General features: G+C 56.0%; 16 protein-coding genes and 7 pseudogenes. 11 read left to right on the top strand and 12 right to left on the bottom strand.

Annotated elements, in window-relative coordinates; translation table 11 throughout:
• Positions 1 to 7: 7 nt before the first annotated feature.
• Positions 8 to 697 (bottom strand): annotated as a pseudogene (gene tssK, locus ACA068_RS30970) (type VI secretion system baseplate subunit TssK); the annotation flags it as partial.
• A gap of 28 nt (positions 698 to 725) precedes the next feature.
• Between tssK (ACA068_RS30970) and ACA068_RS30965 the strand changes: the two are divergent.
• Positions 726 to 1,756: pseudogene (locus ACA068_RS30965) on the top strand (IS110 family RNA-guided transposase).
• A gap of 235 nt (positions 1,757 to 1,991) precedes the next feature.
• Here the strand turns inward: ACA068_RS30965 and tssK (ACA068_RS30960) are convergent.
• The 5 genes and pseudogenes from tssK (ACA068_RS30960) to ACA068_RS30940 all read right to left on the bottom strand — a co-directional run.
• Positions 1,992 to 2,705, bottom strand: a pseudogene (tssK, locus tag ACA068_RS30960) (type VI secretion system baseplate subunit TssK); the annotation flags it as partial.
• Between the two features lie 16 nt (positions 2,706 to 2,721).
• Positions 2,722 to 4,198 (bottom strand): annotated as a pseudogene (gene tssC, locus ACA068_RS30955) (type VI secretion system contractile sheath large subunit).
• Positions 4,199 to 4,292: 94 nt separating this feature from the next.
• Complete coding sequence (tssB, locus tag ACA068_RS30950) at positions 4,293 to 4,787, bottom strand: type VI secretion system contractile sheath small subunit (protein WP_497310748.1); 495 nt, start codon at positions 4,785 to 4,787, stop codon at positions 4,293 to 4,295.
• A 290-nt stretch (positions 4,788 to 5,077) separates the two neighbouring features.
• On the bottom strand, positions 5,078 to 5,482 hold the full coding sequence (locus tag ACA068_RS30945; protein ID WP_497310747.1) for a TraR/DksA C4-type zinc finger protein: 405 nt from the start codon (positions 5,480 to 5,482) through the stop codon (positions 5,078 to 5,080).
• Positions 5,483 to 5,515: 33 nt separating this feature from the next.
• On the bottom strand, positions 5,516 to 5,980 hold the full coding sequence (locus tag ACA068_RS30940) for an outer membrane lipoprotein (protein WP_497310746.1): 465 nt from the start codon (positions 5,978 to 5,980) through the stop codon (positions 5,516 to 5,518).
• A 515-nt stretch (positions 5,981 to 6,495) separates the two neighbouring features.
• On the opposite strand from ACA068_RS30940, the gene ACA068_RS30935 reads away from it, so the two are divergent.
• Entirely contained in the window at positions 6,496 to 6,813 is a 318-nt protein-coding gene (locus ACA068_RS30935) for an addiction module antidote protein (protein ID WP_497310745.1), read from the top strand.
• A gap of 349 nt (positions 6,814 to 7,162) precedes the next feature.
• Here ACA068_RS30935 and ACA068_RS30930 read toward each other — a convergent pair whose 3' ends face one another.
• The 5 genes from ACA068_RS30930 to ACA068_RS30910 all read right to left on the bottom strand — a co-directional run bounded on the left by ACA068_RS30930 (position 7,163) and on the right by ACA068_RS30910 (position 9,692).
• Positions 7,163 to 7,555 (bottom strand): hypothetical protein, encoded by a 393-nt coding sequence (locus tag ACA068_RS30930; RefSeq protein WP_497310744.1) that lies wholly within the window; start codon positions 7,553 to 7,555, stop codon positions 7,163 to 7,165.
• A 279-nt stretch (positions 7,556 to 7,834) separates the two neighbouring features.
• Positions 7,835 to 8,083, bottom strand: coding sequence for a hypothetical protein (locus tag ACA068_RS30925; RefSeq protein ID WP_497310743.1), 249 nt, complete (start codon positions 8,081 to 8,083; stop codon positions 7,835 to 7,837).
• A 27-nt stretch (positions 8,084 to 8,110) separates the two neighbouring features.
• Positions 8,111 to 8,557, bottom strand: a complete 447-nt coding sequence (locus ACA068_RS30920; RefSeq protein ID WP_497310742.1) for an AAA family ATPase — start codon at positions 8,555 to 8,557, stop codon at positions 8,111 to 8,113.
• A complete protein-coding gene (locus ACA068_RS30915; RefSeq protein WP_497310741.1) occupies positions 8,554 to 9,366 on the bottom strand; it encodes a Mu transposase C-terminal domain-containing protein in 813 nt (270 codons plus the stop codon). The genes ACA068_RS30920 and ACA068_RS30915 overlap by 4 nt, the downstream gene beginning before the upstream one ends.
• Positions 9,252 to 9,692, bottom strand: coding sequence for a hypothetical protein (locus tag ACA068_RS30910; protein ID WP_497310867.1), 441 nt, complete (start codon positions 9,690 to 9,692; stop codon positions 9,252 to 9,254). Before ACA068_RS30910 ends, ACA068_RS30915 begins: the two co-directional genes overlap by 115 nt.
• Between ACA068_RS30910 and ACA068_RS30905 the strand changes: the two genes are divergently transcribed.
• From ACA068_RS30905 to ACA068_RS30890, 4 genes and pseudogenes are all read left to right on the top strand, one after another.
• Positions 9,597 to 10,652: an autotransporter domain-containing protein gene (locus ACA068_RS30905; protein ID WP_497310740.1), complete on the top strand. Its 1,056-nt coding sequence runs from the start codon at positions 9,597 to 9,599 to the stop codon at positions 10,650 to 10,652. The two genes, ACA068_RS30910 and ACA068_RS30905, sit on opposite strands and share 96 nt — an antisense overlap.
• 458 nt (positions 10,653 to 11,110) lie before the next feature.
• Positions 11,111 to 11,246: pseudogene (locus ACA068_RS30900) on the top strand (IS630 family transposase); the annotation flags it as partial.
• Between the two features lie 83 nt (positions 11,247 to 11,329).
• Positions 11,330 to 12,867 (top strand): IS3 family transposase gene (locus ACA068_RS30895; RefSeq protein ID WP_497307607.1). Its coding sequence is split into 2 segments (ribosomal slippage): positions 11,330 to 11,780 and positions 11,780 to 12,867, totalling 1,539 coding nucleotides; the frame shifts between segments, so codons are not numbered across the junction.
• A gap of 41 nt (positions 12,868 to 12,908) precedes the next feature.
• Positions 12,909 to 13,267, top strand: a pseudogene (locus tag ACA068_RS30890) (transposase); the annotation flags it as partial.
• A 58-nt stretch (positions 13,268 to 13,325) separates the two neighbouring features.
• Here ACA068_RS30890 and ACA068_RS30885 read toward each other — a convergent pair.
• Positions 13,326 to 13,508: pseudogene (locus tag ACA068_RS30885) on the bottom strand (transposase); the annotation flags it as partial.
• A 163-nt stretch (positions 13,509 to 13,671) separates the two neighbouring features.
• Between ACA068_RS30885 and ACA068_RS30880 the strand changes: the two are divergent.
• The 5 genes from ACA068_RS30880 to ACA068_RS30860 all read left to right on the top strand — a co-directional run bounded on the left by ACA068_RS30880 (position 13,672) and on the right by ACA068_RS30860 (position 20,556).
• Positions 13,672 to 14,634 carry a tetratricopeptide repeat protein gene (locus tag ACA068_RS30880; RefSeq protein WP_497310739.1) on the top strand — a complete coding sequence of 321 codons (963 nt, stop codon included), beginning with the start codon at positions 13,672 to 13,674 and terminating at the stop codon, positions 14,632 to 14,634.
• 67 nt (positions 14,635 to 14,701) lie between these two features.
• Positions 14,702 to 18,181, top strand: coding sequence for a YadA-like family protein (locus tag ACA068_RS30875; RefSeq protein ID WP_497310738.1), 3,480 nt, complete (start codon positions 14,702 to 14,704; stop codon positions 18,179 to 18,181).
• A 115-nt stretch (positions 18,182 to 18,296) separates the two neighbouring features.
• Positions 18,297 to 19,628, top strand: a complete 1,332-nt coding sequence (locus ACA068_RS30870) for an IS4 family transposase (protein ID WP_497310737.1) — start codon at positions 18,297 to 18,299, stop codon at positions 19,626 to 19,628.
• Positions 19,629 to 19,777: 149 nt separating this feature from the next.
• A complete protein-coding gene (locus ACA068_RS30865) occupies positions 19,778 to 20,113 on the top strand; it encodes an outer membrane protein assembly factor BamE (protein WP_497310865.1) in 336 nt (111 codons plus the stop codon).
• A gap of 98 nt (positions 20,114 to 20,211) precedes the next feature.
• Positions 20,212 to 20,556, top strand: a complete 345-nt coding sequence (locus tag ACA068_RS30860) for an OmpA family protein (RefSeq protein WP_497310736.1) — start codon at positions 20,212 to 20,214, stop codon at positions 20,554 to 20,556.
• Positions 20,557 to 20,914: the final 358 nt, after the last annotated feature.

Below are 20,914 nucleotides of genomic sequence, written 5' to 3'. Positions count from 1 at the left end.
TCCCGTGTCATGCGCGCAGCACCGCAAACAGCTCCAGTTGAACGTCGCCCAACGCACCGGGGACATAAAACACGCAAGCGCCCGAGGCGAGCATTGCTTTAGCGGAGGGGTGATTGAGTTCCAGCGCAAAGTATTGGTTTTCCAAACGCAGCGGGATCGCCGCCGGTACGTGGCTTAACGCTTTCAGCGGTACGCCGCTCAGGGCCACGTTCACCACGTCCCTCACGTCATCTTGGTTGCCCACTTTGCACAGCAGCGGGAACTGTGTTTGCAGCAGGTGAGCGGCCAGGCTTGAGCTCACCGACAAGTAGAAATCAGCGTCTTCACGCAGGCGCGCATCGTTCAATTCGCCTTTCCAGAATGGCGTGTCGTGAGTCAATTCGATGGTGATCACACGGGACGGCAGACTGGCTTCCAGCAACTCACTCAGCAGCGTTAGCAGCGGGGGAAACACGGACTCCGGCTTGTCATGCTGATACACCGGAATGGCGTCCGCATCGTGCTCCAACGAGAAGGTCAGCAAACTGCCCGCCAGACGTGCCAGTTCTCGATACAGCAACTCCGGGTGTAAGCGCGGATGCGCCAACAGGTCATCCAGCACTGGCTCATGGCTATTGAGGGCATTCAACAACCAGAAGCAATGGGATGGACTCCTCCTCACCTCGGCATCTTGAGTGCCAGACTGAAAGTGCAAACCACAGTCAATAGTGAGAAGGAGTCCACACATGAAACTTATGCGCATTGGGGTCGACTTGGCCAAGAACGTGTTTCAGATTCACGGCGTGGATCATCATGAACAGCCTGTCTGGCGGCAGCGTTTACCGCGCGATCGCTGGCTGCAAACGGTGCTGGAAAAGATCGAACCCGGCTGTGAGATCGGCATGGAAAGTTGTGGCGGTGCGCACCATTGTGCGCGGCAGCTACAGGCACGCGGATTTCGGGTGCGGCTGATCGCGCCTCAATTCGTCAGCCGTACGTCAAGAGCAACAAGAACGACGCCAACGATGCCGAGGCAATCTGTGAGGCAATGAGCCGCCCCAGCATGCGCTTCGTCGCCGTCAAGACCATCGAACAACAGGATATCCAGGCGACGCATCGCATCCGGGCCGGCTTAATCGAACAGCGGACGGCCAAAGCCAATCAGATTCGTGGGTTGATCGCCGAGTACGGCCTTGTTGCACCGAAGGAATTACTGATGCTGCGTCGCGCAATACCGTGCTGGCTAGAAGATGCAGATAACGGTTTGACGGCACGCTTTCGTAGTCTGCTAAATGGCTTGTGGGATGACCTCCGCGCACTGGATGAGCGCGTGAGCGAGCTAGATGGCGAGATATCTGTGATCGCGGCAAGCGAGCCAACGGCCGTCCGTTTGTAACAGCTGCGTGGCGTCGGCCCGATGATCGCCACCGCGCTCGTTGCTGCCATCGGTGATGCCAGTCAGTTTGCCAACGGTCGACAGTTGGCCGCCTCGCTAGGGCTAACGCCAAGGCAACACAGCTCTGGCGGCAAGGATCGACTGCTTGGCATCAGTAAACGTGGCGATGCTTATCTGCGAACGCTGATGATCCACGGTGCGCGGTCGGCACTGCGCACAGCTAAGTCCAAAGACGATCGACTCAGCCAGTGGGCTGTCCGATTAGCCGAGCGCTCACATCCCAATGTGGCCGCTATCGCACTGGCCAACAAAACTGCACGCATGGCTTGGGCGATGCTGCGTAATGGCACTGATTACCAACCGGATCGGGCAGCGGCCTGACCTATTCATCCCGGGAGAAGCCCCGAAGCAACCCGAGCAATGGCAAACCGGTCGAACCGGCGTCGGCAAAACCCTCAAGTGTCCAGGTGCGCAAAGCACGTAGAAGCGATTGGAAGCCGACGCGCGAATAGCCCATCATGGCCCTGCATCGAAACGATGCCGCAGTCAGAGGCCGAATATACGTGTGCAGTCGGCACGGGCGCCAAAGCGAAGGGGGCTTGCAAAGAGGAGGAGTCCATATAAGCGACACATTGGCGACGGCAAAATCGGCCATGCGCTGATTGCTCTCACGGCGCATCGCCATCAAGCGGCTGCGCTTGGCTTTGAGTCGGTGCGTTAAGTGGCGCAGTTCTTCCAGCAACAGGCTGCTGGCAGACAGCGCCATCATCGGCGGAATAAACTGGCGATCAAACGACCATTGCCCCTGACCATTACGAATCAGGCGAGCAGCGGGCGTGGTTAAGTATTCTTTGTTTTCTTCATGACCAAATCGCAAGGAAATGGCATAGCGCTGGACCGCTATGTCGGTCTGCTCGTGACCGGCCAGGTCCTGCACTGTCATTCACTCACGCTGATAGCGCCGAGGACGTTCGCTGTGGTCGGTTTCATCCAGGTTGCCGCCATTGGCCTGCAGCAAGGATAAGGCCAGCAACACATCCACTGAATCATGACCTGACAGCGACGACAGATCACAGGCCGGTGGCAGGTTGTCGGCAATCGCCGTATCAATCAGGGAGCCATCCTGAAACCGCACAATCAGTTGCACGGCACTTAAGCGAAAAACGGCTAATGCACTGTCATCAAACTCGGCCTGTAGCACCCCCCATGGGTGGGCAATGGCCATGCGTGCAAGGCAGTCCCCGGCATAAGCGTCCCAGCGCGTCTGCTGTTGGAATTGTTGCGGGGCCAAAAAGGCTCCGTCACTCCATAACGGTCGATAGATCTTCATGATGGCCCTTAATTGCTTAAGCTTTCGCTTTTGGCATCTGCGAAACCAATGACAGGTTGACGTCCATCCCTTCCACCTGGAAGTGCGGCACGGCGTACAGTTTGACGCGGAAGAAACCCGGGTTATCCTCAATGTCTTCCACAGTCACTCGCGCATCACGCAGTGGGTGCGAGGCTTGTAGGTCATCGCCTGGATCGGTCATTTCAATGACCAAACTGCGCACCCAGGTATTGAGTTCCAGCTCCAGCAGCCGACGATCTTTGGTGGTGCCGATGTTTTCGCGCTGAATCAACTTCAGGTAGTGCGCAATGCGCGACAGCAGGAAGATGTACGGCAAGGGGCGTTGATTCGGCTGTTGGCTGTGGTTGTGGCATTGGCCGTGTCGTACAGCGCCGGCTTTTGCGTGGAGTTGGCCGAGAAGAAGCAGGAGTAATCCCGGTTCTTGTAGTACGCCAGCGGAATGAATCTCAGATTGGCAAATTCAAACTCGCGGGTTTCGGGGATCATCACCTCAGACGGGATTCTAACCTGATTGCCGGTGCCCAAGTCGTACAAGTGGATCGGCAGATCCGTCACCGCGCCGCCCGCTTGAGGGCCACGAATTTGCACGCACCAACCGTTGTTAATGAAGCTCTTCACCATGTTGGCGGCAAAGGCGAAAGAGGCATTGGTCCACAGGTATTTTTCGTGGTCCGGGCCTTTGACTTCTTCCACATAGTTGAAACTGCGCACTGGCACGGTGTCCGGGCCATACGGCAAGCGACCGAGGACACGCGGCATGGTCAGACCGATATAGCGCGAATCATCCGAGTCACGGAAGGACTTCCATTTGATGTATTCGGCACGGTCAAAGTAGTTGCCGATATCTTTGATGGCGGCCACTTCTTCCATCGAATTTTTTAAGAAAAACTTCGGCCCGACAGAACCCACAAACGGCATGTGAGCGGCAGCGGCCACTTTGGAAATATTGCGCAGCAGGGCAATGTCTTGCGGGCCGGCATCGAACTCGTAGTTGGAGATCACCGAACCGATGGGCTCGCCACCGGGCGTGTCATATTCCTGAGTATAGGTATGGCGATACAGGCCGCTTTGGACAATTTCGGGGCAATCTTCGAAGTCCTGGCGCAGATCGTCTTTGGACACGTCCAGCAGTTCAATTTTGACGTTCTGCCGAAAATCGGTACGATCCACCAGGAACTTCAGCCCCCGCCAGCCGGACTCGACGCGCTGAAAATCAGGGTGGTGCATCACCGCATCCAGCTGACGGCTGATTTGGTCATCCAGGGTGGCGATATGTGCATCCAGCAGCGTTTTGTCCAGCCGTTCGACTTTCTGCCCGGACTGTTTCAGGCGCTCAAGAAAAACCTGAACACCGGCGGTCACCCGTTCATCCTCCGTGGCTTCCGCGAGGGCCAGAGTGTCTTGGAAGTCGTTCACATCCCCCAGAGCGGCCACGGGGTCAGATTGATTTTTTCAAATAACGAAGCGTACACACCACCGGCTTAAGGGCGTTCCAGTACGGTGACCTGGCTTTCTTGACTATGTTTAGTATTGACATGGGCTCGTGTTAGTTCAGCGCAGGAAGGGTTACGACTTTGGCGACAGGGCCGCCAGTTCGGCACGCAGCTCATCGCTCAGCGCGTCATTCTTCAGAATGACTTCCAGCTCACGACGGAATGTGACGTTATCTAACAAGTTGGATTTGAGGTCGCGCAGCAAGTTACGCATGGCCAGCATGGCGCGAAGTTGCGGAATTTGACGGGCCACTTGCTCAGGCTCAAAGTCCTTTATGTCCTTGAAGTTCAGCGCAATGCTTTCTTCGCCGTCGCCCCCGGCCAAGGTGTTTTCAACGGTGAGCTTCAGGGAGGGATTAAACTCAGACAGTACGCTGTTAAAGTTGTTTTTATTGATATTGACTTTTTCACGCTCGGACAGCGGACGCTGCTCTTGGCCGTTGCTGTAGTCACCCATTACCATCAACTTCAGTGGCAACTCGACTTTTTTCTGGGCGCCTCCCGTGTGAAGGTCAAGTTTGATATTGACACGTGCTTTTGGCACTTCATTTTGAAATGACCCAGACATAAAACAGCTTCCTTGTGTAGTAATAGGCCCAGGAGCGCTACCAGGCTCAGTGGTATAGGGCCTATGGATTGGCTTTGATTTTTTGCGGCAACTTTGGCACTGGCCGATGGTTTATTTCCCTGTCCTGCGTCGCGTGCGCGATTCGACCGATTACGACAGGCTAACTAACTGCCCCCTAACTAGCTGTAGGACGTTTCTGAACGTGATTGAAACGAGCGAAGTCAGAGGGCAACTGAGGTAGTCGAGAGACAGGAGGAATAGAGCACTGAAAAAGCATCCTTTCAGTATCTCTACGCCATCTTCAAATGTTTTTTTCGCATCTCCTGGTAGTATTTGGCCTCAATGCATAGGGTCGTGGCGGGTCTTGCGAGTAAACGCTGAATCCCTATGGGTTCCCCCAGCTCCTCGCAGTACCCAAAGCTGCGATCATCTATCCGCTGCATCGCCTTATGCAGTCTTGGGAAATTCTGACGGTCGCGATCCAGTATTCGCAGGATGGCCTGCCGATCCTCTTCAACAGACGCCAGATCAATCTCATCCGTCGCCTTCTCCAGTTCGGACAACGCTTTGACCCCATTGCTGATCCGCGCCTGACACTCCTCCAGCAGGCAACCCATCAAGGCCTTGAAAAAAGCCAGCTGGTCATCGCCCATGTAATCCGCCGCACTGGACATCAACAACTGTTCTCGCGTCATCACTCACTCCGCTCTTGAATGACCGCGTCACACTTAGTGCGAAACGCGGCTGGTGCCATCAACCGTGGCAATCCGCACCCGCTCGCCGACACGGAACACTTCATTTTCCTGAACCTGCTGGACATAGGCGCGCAGGCTGCCGTCGTCTTCGCGCACGGTGATTTCTACGCCCTGGGTGCGTGTCACGCCTTCTTCAGCGGCCGAACCGAGCAGGCCGCCGGCCACTGCACCAATCACCGTCGCGACGATGCTGCCTTTGCCGCCGCTAATGGCGCTACCGCCGACACCACCCACGACCGCCCCGGCGAGGGCGCCAATTGGAGTTTTGGTGCCTTCGATTTTCACCGGACGCAACGATTCGATGGTGCCCATGCGAACCGTCTGTACACGACGCGTTTCATCACGGGAATAGGAGTCACCGGTCAAGCTCGATTGGCACCCCGTGAGCAGCACCGCCATTGTGGAAAAGGCAGCAACCAACAGAACAGACTTGCGCATAGCATCAACTCCAAAGGACATGACTCATTCAGCTCCGCAGCCGGCGCTGGCACTTGCCAGTAAAACGAGGCGTGGACGCTAACAGCGTCAGGCAAGACAAAAATGTCAGACCTTTCCGAATAGGCTGTAGGACTCGTCTTATTAATGGTGTTCTGGGGGAAGCGCTCAAAACCGTTGCTAAGCCCTTTATTCAGGTCTGCCCCAATGAGCTGTCGGTGCCAAAGTGAGTTCATTCGCCTTGCTCCATACGGGGCGCGGCTCGCCGAGCAAATGAAGGGCCACCGGCCCCATCAGTTTTTCAAGGCCGATTGATCCCGTCAGCGGGACAGGCCGCTGCTTGGACATCGTCATGTTTATCACTCGCACAGGGGCTCGGCCTGCTTGGCGCGGGTAGGCGTGGTGTCGCTATGTGGCGAACAGTGAACTATCTTTTATTACATATCCTCGCCGACTCTGGCCCGAGAGGCTTCTCCAGCTGGGCGGATATGTGGATGCGCGCCCCGTAGGAGGTCACCATGCGTAACGCAAAATTGACTGAGGTGGATGCTGAAAAGCAGATGAGAGCAAACGAAAAAACGGCTCGCTATTTGGAAGGTTGCCTTCGAGAAAATGATTCGGGGCTGTTGGCCGCCGCGTTGGGCAAGATTGCCCGAACCAAGGGCATTACTCAGCTGGCGCGCGATACCGGTATCAGGCGAACGACGCTGTACAGGGTTCTTTCCATTGATGCCGATCCGAGTTTTTCCGCCATCCTCAAGGTCACCCGAGCATTGGGGCTCCAGCTGTGTTTTGTAGCCGTCCCAGTGCGGGAGGATTCACTCAATGAACGCTAACAAACCAATCTCTGCCCCGGCACAGCGCCAACCGAACAAACGCAAACAGTCAGCAGATGACGTCACACCTTCCAAGTTAGATGACGACGTTGTGCCGGAGCCCGAATGGTTCGAGGCCAGCGATGCTCGCGACCTGCTTTACGCGATGCCACGAAAGGTGCGTAAAGGCCCCGCACCCAAACCGCTGACGCGTACATAGAACTGGTGGACCCTCGCCCCCTCCAGGGTGAGCCTGTAGCGCAGGGGCAACGATGACGCGTACCCCGCGCTTTTTATTGAGGGTGTTCATGCGCTGGCTCCACCAGCCATGACAGGCACGGACTACAGCCATCACACAAGGCATCTTGACTCAGTGTATAAGAGCCTCCGTTTGCTGTGCTTGCTCCTGACGGCGCGGGCTCATCAGTTGGCGCCAATAATTACGCGCAACGCGATAGTCATGCCCAGCCACACGAACCACACCGTAGCCGTTTTGGCCATCCTTGGGTCGGATGCGGAGAAACGAATCAATGCACTCGCGACGCACCAGGCGCGAGTGATGAATACGCATCAACCCTTCATCACCTGCCTCGATATCCCGTAGCACGGTGTCGCGATTCAGCAGCCACTCCACGCCGGAGCTGTCGCGGGCCGATACATACTTGCAGTCTGACCAGAAAGCCAAGAACGCGCTGGAGTCGCAGGTTTCCAGCAGGGCGCGGCCGTGTGGGTCTCGGGTCTTTTGGTAGCGTTTAAGTTCCACGGATGCCTCTCTACACGGTATTTCAATGCATTGTTTTACCCAGTTCCCTTTGGCCACATATCAGGCCATCCTACGGTGAGAGTGACACCCGCCGCTGTAGGTGCTTTCCGAGTGACGGTGCAAAAATTACCAAGCGGCGCGATCTGGCCGCTTTCGTACACATGCGACGCGGGTATTCGACCTGGAACTGCTGGCACTCGGAGGTCGGCAATCCAAGCGAATGAACACAGTGAATGGCAGAATGCTCCCATTCAGCCCCGCCCTTTCTTTGATGAAGGGTTAGCCCAAGTCCCGGCGCCCTTCGGTCATCCACAGCGCAGCCGTGTCGATGACCTCCAGGGTCAGCTGCGTCAGCCCGCTCGGGGCCATCAAACGCTGGCAGGCGCGTGCCAGTTCGATGCTGTCGCGCCAGTACCCCTGACTGACCTGCATGAAACGCTTGGCGGCGGCGCGCTCAACTTTACCGAACAACGGCTGCAGCACGTAGGCCTGACCTTCATCGATGCGGCGCATGCGCGTCAGGTGCAAGGTCTTGGCACCAATCCGTGACGCCAGTTACGCCAGGTACACCCCGGTCTGCGGTGTGCGAAATTGCCGGTTCATAATGTCGGTGCCCATCAGCAGCAGGGCCATGCCAGCTTCATCGGCGAGAAAACGCAGGCCTTCGAGTTGTGGCCACTTCAGGTGATTGGCCTCATCGACAATCACCAGCCGATTTTTCACCCGTGGCCGCAGTCGTGCAATCTGCGTCGCGGCACTGCCCCCGGAAACGTCCAATCCCAGAGCGCCACACAAATCGAGCATCAGGTTCTTGGTGGTCATGCCCTGATAGGCGCAGACCCTAACCGCGTCCAGTTGCTGGACCAGGTAGTGGGCAATGGTGCTTTTGCCCGTGCCGGGTTTGCCGTCAATTTTGCCGACCCGGTTGCTGTCGGCGTCGAGCAGGGTCTGCGCCAGGGTCAGCGCTTGTTGCACGGCGAGGGTTTCGATCACGGCACTCATGCGTCACCGCCCGACACGTCCGCCGTGCGAGTGTGAGCGGCGAGTGCCGGCTCGGGTTCTCCCCGTTCGGGTTCAAGCACGCACGTACACTCATCGTCGGGGTCCTCAGGCCCCGCCAAGGCCGGCAGCCAGGCATTGAGCGGCGTCGACCACTGGGAGGTGGTGATCGGTGGGCGCCGTGAGCTGGTGCTTGTGTGCAAGGCCTGCGCCTGATGGTCTTTGACCGCCAGCAGCATGCTCGACATGGTCGGGGTCAGTTGAATGCACGGCCCCAGCTGAACCTCCGGCGCCGGTTCAGCCAACTCGGTACGACGTTGCATCGCCGCTTGCAGGTCAAGGCGTACGGTGTTGCCACGCAGCCCGTGGAGATACCGCTTCAGCACCTTGGTCCGTTGCGCTTGAGTACGGGCACCGTCCTCGCCAAAGAAGGCAAAGTGCTGGGCTTCTTGGGCAGCGCAGATCAACTGATTGCACTCATCAAACACAAACAGGTAACGCTCATCCCATTTGGCAAAGCGGATGGTCAGACGCTGCCCGGTCCGGGCAATCAGCGTGTCATCAAAATAGCTTTTGCCATTCCAGCTGACATAGCCGCCACCGTGAATCAGCCGTGTATCCTCGCAGGAGAACGCGACCCGCAGCGCCAGCGGATCGACCTCGGGCGCTCCGGCCCAGCCTTCGGCGATGGCGGAGCTCAGCGCCTGATTGGGGCTTTGTCCCTTGAGACTACGACTGCGCGGTTGCGCGCGGGCATGGTAATAGGCGATGGCCCGGCAGCATCGACAGTACTTGCTGTTCGAGTAAGGCAAAAAATCCCTTCGATGGGTTTGGCCTGGGCGTTGTAGGGCCTGGCGCGGACCACGGCCTGCGGAGGTGAAGGCGGCGACTCCAGCCGGGTGTCCAGCGAAGCGCCGGTCAAGCGGCTCAATTGGGCAAAGCCGTCCATCATGTCCTGCCAGCCGTATTCGGAGCCATTGTCCAGGTACAGTTGACGCGGCAAGCCCCAAGCGTTGCACATCGTCGCAAAGGACTGGGCGACATGCACCTGTTTGACCCCTTCGCCTTTCTCCAGCTGGATCAGTGTCACATGCAAGCGCTGGGTGGCCACGTCCAGCCAGGCAATCGCCCGTGGCATCACCGCCGTGCCGTCGGCGCCTTCAGCTGGTTTCAGTTACACCACTTCCAGGGACACGATCACGGTCAGCGTACTTGGATGCGCACGTTGGCCCAGCATACTAAGCATGATGGTTCTTCGGATGGCGTATACGGCAATGGCGCCGCTTATGATTCCACCATCACGGCCCTGCAAATTGGTACTGACCTTTATCAGCGCAACGATACCACTGGCAAGGATCTTGCTGGCGTCTATGGAGGCATCGGTCAAAGCAAAGGTTCGGTAGATCACTTTGACGGTAGCAATGCCGGTAACAACAAGCTGGCTGCTTACTCCTTGGGCGCCTACTGGACTCATATTGCTCCGTCTGGCTGGTATCTCGATAGTGTATTGCAAGCCACTTGGAACAAAGCGGAAGCTGATTCGGCCAACGGCCTCAATCTGAGCAGCAATGGTTTTGGCACAGCAGCCTCGCTCGAGGCGGGACTCCGGCTTGATATGGGTAACTCGGTGGTGGTTGAGCCCCAGGCTCAAGTGGTTTATCAGCATATAAGCATGGACAACTCGCATGATGTGGCGGCGAACGTGCAATTTGGTGCGGTGGATAGTCTGCAGGCCCGTATGGGCGTACGTGTTTCCAAGACCTGGACTAAACCGGAGCAGACTTCGATCATAGCCTGGGTACGACCGAGCGTCGTACAAGAGCTCAAAGGCAATCCAACCACTAGTTTCTCTACCTCAACTCAGGGAGACGTTAATTTCAACTCTGATGAGCGTGGTACGCTCTTGAAATTAGATATGGGGGTGGACGGTAAATTGACCAAAAACGTCTCTCTCAACAGCAAACCGGGCTACGATTGGGGAGCTTCGCAAAACACTGCTGGCAGTGGGTACAATGCTCAAGTGGGACTCAGTGTAAAAATTTTAAATAATAAGAAATCTCTCGACGACAAAAACTTTAAACTAGACATAGACCACTGAACCCTTAAGTACAGGCCACTTCGACCAAATACTTATTTGTTTTTTAGGCCACTTTGTCTATAGCCTTTAATAAGATGGTCAGAGTAAACAAAAAGCCCTGCAGGTTTACGCTTGCAGGGCTTTTCTCGTTTTTCGGCGGAGGCTTTCTCTCGGACAAGATGACGCTTCTCGGTATTGGCATTGGCAGACACAGTTTCCAACTGCATGGGCAAGGTGCCAAAGGTCATCAGGTTTTACGCAAGAAAACTAACCGCGGCAGGTAGTTCAGCCAAATTAGCGCGGCCACCGGCCTGTAAGGTGGTGATGGAGTCGTGCGGCGAAGCCTATTGGCTCGCTCGATGGACTGCGCGGTGAAACTGCACGCCCCGCAGTAAATCAAGCCGTCGTCAAAGGCAACTAAACGATTTCATTGAGGCTGAAGCGATTTGAGAGGCGGCGGCCGCCCACGATGCACGTCTCCTTTGGGCATCGGTCACATCCAGACAAAATCCCATGATTTACACGCTCCACGGCACGCTTACGTTATTCGCAGCGCTGGACTACCTACAGGGCAAACTGATCAGCAGCATCGAACGTCAACACCGTAATCAAGACTGTTGGCCTTCCCCCTCCGTGTCAGGCTACCTGTCGCCCTTGTTGATTGACTCATTCATTCAAGAGGGCGAAGGTGCATAACAATGTCCAACCTTGGCAAACGCTACGACAACGACTTCAAAGACTGGGTCGTCCTGCAAATGATGCCGCCCCTCAATCGCTCAGTGGCGGAACTCGCCGTTGCGCTTAATCTCACGCCTCAGTCACTGCGAAACTGGAGACAAATGGCTAGAGATAAAGGTTTGATCGTGCCAGGAAACGGCAAGACCAGTGATCAATGGTCCAGCGCCGATAAATTCAACGCTGTGATGGAAACCGCACCGTTGAGTGAGGTGGAAACTTCTCAATACTGCCGGATCAAGGGCATCTACCCGGAGCAAATCCGTCAATGGCGCGAGACCTGCCAAAACGCCAATATTCTTGCTGATCTGAAACCCAATGTAGGGAAAACTGCCGAGCAACGGCGGATTAAAGAGTTGGAACGTCAGTTGATCCGATCAGACGCTGGACGTGCTGAGGCGGAGGCTTTGCTGGAACTCAGAAAAAAAGCCAATGCGATCTGGGGCAAGGACAAGGAAGACTGATCGACGCCTCTGATCGTAAGCAAGCCATGAAGTTGATTGCAGACGCGGTGCTGAATGGCGCTCGTCGATATCGAGCCTGCAATGAGCTGGGGCTGAGCCTGCGCACAGTTCAACGCTGGCGACACGCTGGCTGTGATCGACGACGACTGGCTCAACGGGCAGCTCCGGCTAATAAGCTCAGTGTGACGGAACGCCAAGCGGTGCTTGATGCCGCCAATCAGGCTGGCTACGCCAGCCTCACCCCGCACCAAATCGTTCCTAAGCTGGCCGATGAAGGCATCTACCTGGCTTCGGAGTCGACGTTTTATCGTGTGTTAAAAACCGCCAACCAAAACGTGCGTCGTGGCAGAACCAAAGCCCCGAAACGCAGGGTGCTGACGACGCATCGCGCTGACAGCCCCAATCAGGTGTGGTGCTGGGATATCACCTGGTTGCCTAGTACCGTTAGAGGTCGTTTTTTCTACTGGTACATGGTCAAGGATGTCTACAGCCGCAAGCTGGTCGCCAATGAAGTACATGAGGTGGAGTGCGCCGAACACGCGTGCGAACTGCTCAGAAAGGGGTGCTTACGTGAACACACAGCGGGTCGTCCGCTGGTGCTGCACTCGGATAACGGGCACGTGATGAGAGGTTCTTTGTTGCGTGAAAGTATGGTTGCGCTGGGCGTCGAGCCATCCTTTAGCCGGCCAAGGGTGAGCAACGATAACGCCTATGCCGAGGCACTTTTCCGCACCGCCAAGTACTGCCCACTCTGGCCGGATCAACCTTTTGATACGGTCACTGATGCAAGGCTCTGGGTGCAGAAATTCATCGAGTGGTACAACGAAGATCACCGCCACAGTGCCTTGAAATACGTGACACCAAACGAGCGACACGAAGGCAAAGCGACGGCTTTATTACAAGCTAGAGCAGCGCTTTATGAAAAGGCCAAGGAAGCGAATCCGAGCCGCTGGAGTACCAGGACACGCAACTGGAAGCTGGCAGATGCGGTGTATTTGAACCCAGAACGCCCTGAAGTTAAGGACGCAATGGGTTAGCCACAGCAGTACTAAGGCGACAGGTACCTTGACACGTACCGTTCCTCAAGAAAATCAACAAGCAGACCCCCAAGCACCTCCAGCTCCATCTGATCGTCGATAACTAGGCGACGCACAAGCACCCCGCCGTGAAGCCTGGCTGGGATCCACGCTTTCATATGCACTTCACACCGACGTCCAGTTCCTGGATGAAGATGGTCGAATGGTTTTTCGAGACATTACGGTATATCTACGGGACGGTAGCTTTGCCTCCGTGCGCGAGTTGGAAAGCTCAATTACAACGTTCATGGCATTACGAAACGCCAAGCCGACCCGATACGTTTGGAACGCAAAGGGTGAGGAGATTTTGAGCAAAATCCAGCGGGCACGTGAGGCGCTTGAAACCGTGCAAGAAAGGTAAATTATTTCGAGAGCAGCACACTACAGGACGTTCTCAATCAGGCCAGCCAAATGACGGCTTACACGAGGCTTGACATCGCCTTATAGTTCCTGGCCAGTCGCTCATATCGGGTCGCTATCCGGCGGAACTGCTTCAGCTTCAGGAAGAAACGCTCCGCCAGGTTGCGCGCCTTGTAGAGATGCCGATCCAGTGTGCGAGGGAGCAGGCGATTCTTCTTGGATGGAATCACGGCCTCAGCTCCCATGCCGGGGCGGCAGGTGCGTTGCCTAGGGGGGGGCGGATCGTGCTGTGACTCCCTGTGAGGCCCATCCGCTAGGCCGCCTACTGAGGTAATGCTCCAAGCTCACCCAACGCTAAGGGCTCGATGCTGCAGGCCAATCTCTGTGAGCCGCAAGCGGGATGGAGTGAGCCGTTCGGAAATTTCCTACAAGGCGCTGGGAATATACCTGTGTCGCGCAGATCCCGCATTCCATAGTCTATGGATGTCTGCCACACATCAGTATCTGGAAATGAATATTAAATCCGAGATCATTAATGAATCACAATCTTGTGATTTAAAACTTGGAAATGGACTTCCTCCCTTCATTCTGAACGCGTGGATAATCTTTAAGTCCATGCGGATTCGAGCTACAGCACTTCAGATCGCGGTTATTGGCGCAATCACAGTGGGCTCTTTCTTTTGTGATCGCACTGTCGCTAACGCATCGACTAAACAACCAGTAGCAGATTCGCAATCGAGTATTGCTGGTGCGGTAGTCAGCGGTGCTACACCTCAGGTTGACCACAGCAATCTGGCGTCTGTGTTCAAACAGGCTGTCGCGGATGATGCGGCGGGGCGACACGAGCAGGCCCGCAAATGGTACGACGCACTTGAAGGCGCAGACCTGAACTTTAGCGTTGCTGTTCCCTCGGCGGTCAACCTCGCGGTGCTGGGCCGTTATGATGACGCTAAAAAAGCGTTCGCCAAGATAGAGAGGAGCGACGATGAGCGAGCAGCCAGCTATGCCAAATTGTGGCAGTTATGGCTGACGGCTCGTACCTTTACAGGCAAACCAGCAGCTCTGCAGAAAGAGCTGAAAAAGATGGCTAGCGACACCAGCCCCAGCGCCGCTTATCAACGCAAATTGATCTCTGTGTTTGCCGGAGAAGGTGAAGTGGCAGAAGTGTTCACGATGATAAATAAAACGGTCGTCGAAGGGCTTCCAGCGCGCGATGCACGCTCTGAAGCAGCATTCTTTGGAGGTGGTTATTTGCAATATGTTCGCAAGGATATTAAGAGTGCCCTTCGCGTGTACTTGCGCGAGTTACCTCAAACCGAAGCTTCGGTGGAAAAACCGCTCATAGAGCAGGCTATCAACTCAATTTAATACCATCCCCTCATTCATCAAATTTTTCTAATTAGCTTTGACTGATTGTCAAGGCGATGGAGTACCTGTGAATAAAGTGTTTCGATTGATCTGGAATGCAAGTTCGAATATGTGGGTTGTAGCTTCGGAACTGGCGACTGCGAAAGGTAAGAGCAAAAGCGTCACGCGTCGTTCGGCTATCCGTGCCGGGGGTGTGATCAGTGCGATGGCAATCTCGCTGGTGGCTGGTCCCGCGCATGCCTGGGTGGCAGGGACCGGCGTGAGCGGTCCTTTGTTGGATGGCAATATCAACTCGAACACCTCCATTAATGGGGGCAAAGCAACTGGCGCCGGCAACACTATTGCCGTAGGGCCGACAGCTACGGCCAGTGGCAATCAAGCCATTGCAATCGGATTAAACTCGAACGCAACGGATGCTGACACTATTGCCATTGGTGACAATGCAAGTGCGACCGCGTCATGGGCAATTGCAGCAGGGCGCAACTCTGTAGCTTCTGGTACAAATTCGATCGCTTTTGGCCAAAACGCCATATCCAGTGGCATCGGCAATATCGCCCTTGGCCACAACGCATCTGCTACTAGTGCTGCTGGAGCATTGGCTTTTGGCGAAGCTGCTACCGCGGCAGGGGTCAGATCTATTGCTATCGGTCAATATTCGTTTGGGGGGCAAGATCAATCTACCGCTATCGGTTGGTTTGCTAAAGCCGTAACTAATCTTAGCACCGCGATCGGCGGCCAAGCAGAGGCAACGGGAAACAACACCACTGCAATCGGTGGACATGCTACTGCTAAAGGTGCGCTGGATGTCGCCGTAGGCCTCAATGCACATTCGGATGGAGGTTATGCGACCGCCCTTGGCAGCTATTCGTCCGCACTTGCGTCGCAGGCTACCGCATTTGGTAGTAATACAATGGCGTCAGGTTTGATTTCGACGGCTATTGGTGCCGCTGCTTTGTCGGCAGGCCGCGGAGCAGTTGCGATTGGTTCCGGTGCAACCGGTAATGCGGACTACGGTGTAGCAATTGGTAGCGATTCTGTCGCGACTGTACAGAGCGGTGTTGCGCTCGGGGCAAACTCTATTGCTGACGGTGGTACGCTTAATCAAGCCGCCTATAACCCCGACAGTAAAAGTAATGTCACTATCGCCGGTGCTGCTCCGATGTCCGAAGTTTCGGTCGGTAGTGTTGGTAATAACCGCCGCATTACCAATTTGGCAGCGGGTGCAACCGATACGGATGCCGTAAACGTTTCACAGTTGAAGTCGGCGGTGGTCAATTCCGTCATGTATGACGATATCTCGCATAACACCCTGACACTCGGTGGCGATACCTACAACTCCACCACCAAAGTCGGCGGCACCAAGATCACCAACGTGGCCGATGGCGTGGACGACAGCGACGCCGTGAACATGTCGCAGTTGAACGAGACAAACAATCAGGTCACGAACAACACCAACAACATCAAAGGTCTGCAAGACGATGCGCTGTTGTGGGACGCGACGGCCAACGGCGGTAACGGCGCATTCAGCGCCAAGCATGGTGGCACCGGCCCGAACAAGATCACCAATGTAGCCGATGGCGCGCTGACTTCGAGCAGCACCGACGCGGTGAACGGTTCGCAACTGAACGCCACTAATTCAATCCTGACGACCCTCGGCAACTCGCTGACCAACATCTACGAGACTGGCACTAAGTACTTCCACGCCAACTCCACCGGTGCCGACTCGGTCGCTTCGGGCCAGGATGCGGTCGCTATCGGCATGGGCGCGGTGGCCAGCCACGATGGCAGCGTCGCACTGGGCGCAGGCTCTGTGGCAGACGGCAGCACATTGAGCAACGAAGCTTACCTAGTGGGGGGTACCGCCACCGGCGAAGTCAGCGTAGGCAATCGCCGCATGACGGGCCTTGCGGCTGGTGCAGATGCCACGGATGCCGTCAACGTGTCACAACTGAAGGCCACCGCCAGCGCCGCCGTCGCAGATGCGGTGATGTATGACAACGGCACCCATAACAGCATTACGCTGGGTGGCGATACCTACAACAGCAGCACCAAGGCCGGCGGCACCAAGATCACCAACGTAGCCGATGGAGTGGCCGACAGCGACGCCGTGAACATGTCGCAGCTGAACGAGACCAATAACCAGGTCACGAACAACACCAACAACATAAAAGGTCTGCAAGACGACGCTCTGTTGTGGGACGCGACGGCCAACGGCGGTGTGGGTGCATTCAGTGCCAAGCACGGCGGCACAGGTCCGAATAAGATTACCGACGTGGCGGACGGCGCCTTAAATTCAACCAGCACCGATGCAGTAAACGGTTCGCAGTTGTTCGCGCTGGGCAATCGGGTTACCGATGTCGACGGTCGTGTCACGAACATCGAGAATAACTTCAGCGACATCAACAACGGTAAAGGCGTCAAGTACTTCCATGCCAATTCGACAGGCGCTGATTCGGTGGCAAGTGGTGCCGAATCGGTGGCAATCGGTCCGAACGCTACGGCATCTGGTGCGGGCGCACTGGCGTCGGGTAGCGGTGCCAACGCTTCAGGAGCAGGCTCCGTGGCCATGGGCGAGGGCGCTTCGTCCTCCGCCGACGGCAGCGTGGCGCTGGGCAAAGGCTCGAGCGACGGCGGCCGCGGCAAGGAAAGCTACACCGGTAAGTATTCCGGTGCCGATAACGACACCGCTGGCACCGTTTCCGTCGGCAACGCCGCAACCGGTGAAAACCGCACGGTCAGCAACGTCGCGGACGGCAAGGAAGACACTGATGCGGTCAACCTGCGTCAACTCGATGGCGCAGTGGCCGAGTCGAAGAACTACACCGATGACTCCATCAGCGATGTCAAGGGTGCTGTAACGAACGAAGGGGTCCGAGTGACCAACCTTGGCAACCGCGTGACGAATGTCGAGGGTGATATCAACAACCTCAAGGACGGCACTGACGGCATGTTTCAGGTGAACAACACTAGTAAGCTGGCAAAACCACAGACTACCGGCAAGGATTCGGTCGCGGGCGGTGCAGGTTCCAAGGCGTCAGGCAGCAACTCCACGGCGTTGGGCAGCAATTCCAATGCCTCGGGTGACAACTCGGTTGCACTGGGTGCCAACTCGATTGCGGATCGCGCCAATAGCGTCTCCGTAGGTGCGGCGGGTAGTGAGCGGCAGATCACCAACGTGGCGGCCGGTACTGCTGCCACCGATGCGGTCAACGTCAGTCAGTTGAACAGCAGCTTGGCGGATGTGACCAAAAACGCCAATGCCTACACCAACGACGTTTACAACTCGCTGAATAAGGACATCAAGCAGCTCGACGATGAGCTGAGCGCTGGTATCGCCGGTGCCATGGCCATGGCTTCGCTGCCTCAGCCCTATGCGCCGGGCGCCAGCATGACTTCCGGTGGCTTGGGCACCTACCGCGGTCAATCCGCAATGGCAGTGGGTATGTCGCGGATTTCCGATAACGGCCGTTGGGTCACCAAGGTGCAAGCGACTGCGAATACTCAGCGTGAAATGGGCGCATCGATCGGCGTGGGTTACCAGTGGTAATCGCTTCCTGAGTGAGTGGGCCCGTCTGGAGACCTAATGCTGTTCACTTAAGCATTTGAGTCAAAGCCGGGCTTATCCGAAAATCCGATGCCAGACCTCTGGCATCGGATTTTTTATGTCTGCTCAACAGGACCTGCTCGACCTCGGCGACCTTTTCAACTTCTGCGACCTGAGCACTTTCACCCAAAACATTCCCATTGAATGGGTAGCGACTTCGCTGGATCTGTCGAGTCAGGCAACCATTCGCCGACGTCGCCTGCCCGCTGACCAAGTGCTTTGGCTGGTGCTCGGCATGGCGTTGTTTCGTGACGAGCCGGTTCACGAGGTGGCCAGACGCTTGAACATCTGCGCCCAAGGCCTGGCCTCTGATCACTTGTTGGCCCGCAGTGGTGTAACCGAGGCGCGAAAGCGGCTCGGTGCCGATCCTGTTGAGTGGCTATTCCGCAAAGCCGGAACCCAATGGGGCGCGGAGCGCTACGACGATGATGCCTGGCATGACCTGCAGGTATTCGCGGTGGACGGTGCACTTTTGCGCTCTCCGGATACGCCCGAACTCCGCGATCACTTCGGGTCGGGAAACACGCCGAACGACCGCCAGACGCCGTTTCCGATGTTGCGCCTGGTGGCGCTGATGAATGTGCGTTCGCACGTGATCCTGGATGCTCAATTGAGCCCTTACCGACGAAGTGAAATACGCTTGGCCGACGAGTTTTTGCAGCAGATTCCCGACCACTCGGTGACGCTGTTCGACAAAGGGTTCTGGGGCGCCGAGCTGCTGTCGAGCCTGAGCAGTGCGGGCATCAACCGTCATTGGTTGATCCCGGCCAAAAAAGGGATGGTCTGTGAGGAAGTGGCCCGTTACAGCCAGCACGACCGTTTGGTGCGCATGAAAGTCTCGCCGCAGGCCAGAAAGCGAAATCCGGCTCTTCCATCGCACTGGGAGGCACGCGAGGTCAGCTATGAAGTCCAAGGCAAAGTAAAGACCGTCATGACGTCCTTGCCGGCCAAGACCTACAACACCAAGGCCGTTGCCAAGCTTTATCAGGAGCGCTGGGAGATCGAGTTGGGTTTCAGGGACATCAAGAGTTCGATGCAGCAGAACGCAATGACCTTGCGCAGCAAAAAAGTCGAGCTGATCTATCAGGAAGTGTGGTGGCTTTTGCTGGCTTACAACGTGATTCGTCGAGAGGCCAGTCAGGCGGCGGTGGCGTTTGGCCGAGCACCATCGGACATCCGTTTCAAACCAGCTTGTCAGTACATCGCTGTGCAACTGATTGTGATGGCCGCAGCCAACCCAGTTTCAGCGACAGGAAGACGTTTGGCAGAGCTGAGGGCAGGTATCGGGGGATTGTTTCTGGATCACCGTCCCAGGCCTTCGAGGCCAAGGACGGTGAAGATCTCAAAGACCCGGTTTCCAGTGGACCGTAAGGCTGCTCCGCTTAAGTGAACAGCATTACGTCTGGAGACGGGCCTTTCACGGCAATATTTTTGAGATACGAACAATGTACGGCTTAAAAAACAAGTTACTTCCGCTTGGCGGCAATAGCATTCACGTTAGTTACACTCTCGGCCTGCGGCACTCGTACCCTCAGCGATGTGGATGGCCAAGGAACTACTCCACATTCTGTATTTCCAGCAGTCACAGATGCCAGCCGTGCAGAAGGCACCTATGTAAACCTAGACAATTTGCACAACATCGCAAAAGGGATGTCTAAAGGGAAAGTTCGCGATCTGATCGGTGCTCCACACTTTTCGGAGGGTATGTTCGGCCCTCGAGAGTGGGACTACATCCTCAAGTTCCGACAATCAGATGGTCAAGCCGATAAAGTATGCCAATACAAGGTATTGTTCGACGACAACATGATTGCCCAATCGTTTTACTTTTTTCCTCAAAATTGTCTACAACCAGCACAACAGTTAATGCACCGGTAAAGACAGAAAGCAATGGCACCGCGAGTCTGAAAAAGTCACCTTGTCGGCCGATGCTTCATTTGCATTTGGCAGCGCGCGGCTGAGCCCGGAAGGGAAAAGTGTCATTGGCAAAACAGATCCACGATCTAGACCTGTCCAATGCGCATAGCGTTCACATCGTTGGCTATACTTACCGGATTGGCAGCCCGCAGCGAAATACGCGACTGGCCTTGGGCAGGGCCAATACCGTTCGCACGTATCTGATTGAGCAAGATGTTTCCTCTCGTGGCGCCTGCAAAATTCGGAAAAAATCGTACGCTAAGCTTTTCCGAATGCTGCCTCCGCCGCCAGAAATTGTCGTCAGTATGACCGAGATGTGTTCCAAGACAGTGGCGACAAGTATTGTAAACAGCTCGGTACTCACCGGCGTCAATCAGCCCCGCGTTTGCCCCCTCCCAAGATAGGTCCCTCGACCTTGGGTCTATGGATCAGCGGGCCGTGGGCCGATTTGAACGCCCAGTTCCTGAGCGAACAAAGGGAGGAACTCACTGAGGCTGGAATCAGCGTTTGGCACAATCGGCGCACCAACTTGACGCATTCAGTCGCGCGGCAAATGGTGCGGTCTTTTATCCTAATTAAGGAAAGTACTGGTTAATGAAACTGATCGAAACTGGTGAAGTCGTGCCTCGCTGACAGCAGTTATCTTACTACTACCGAATGAGCTTCAAAACTGGCCTTTAGCGCCGCCAGGTTGCGTTCCCTTCGTGTGCTTATTGTTTGTACTGGCGGTCACCCCATCAAACGTTCATCAGATGGATGGCG

This window comes from Pseudomonas sp. LBUM1660 (assembly GCF_059695935.1).
The sequence above is the reverse complement of the archived record's forward strand: the minus strand, read 5'-3'. Positions and strand labels throughout refer to the sequence as shown.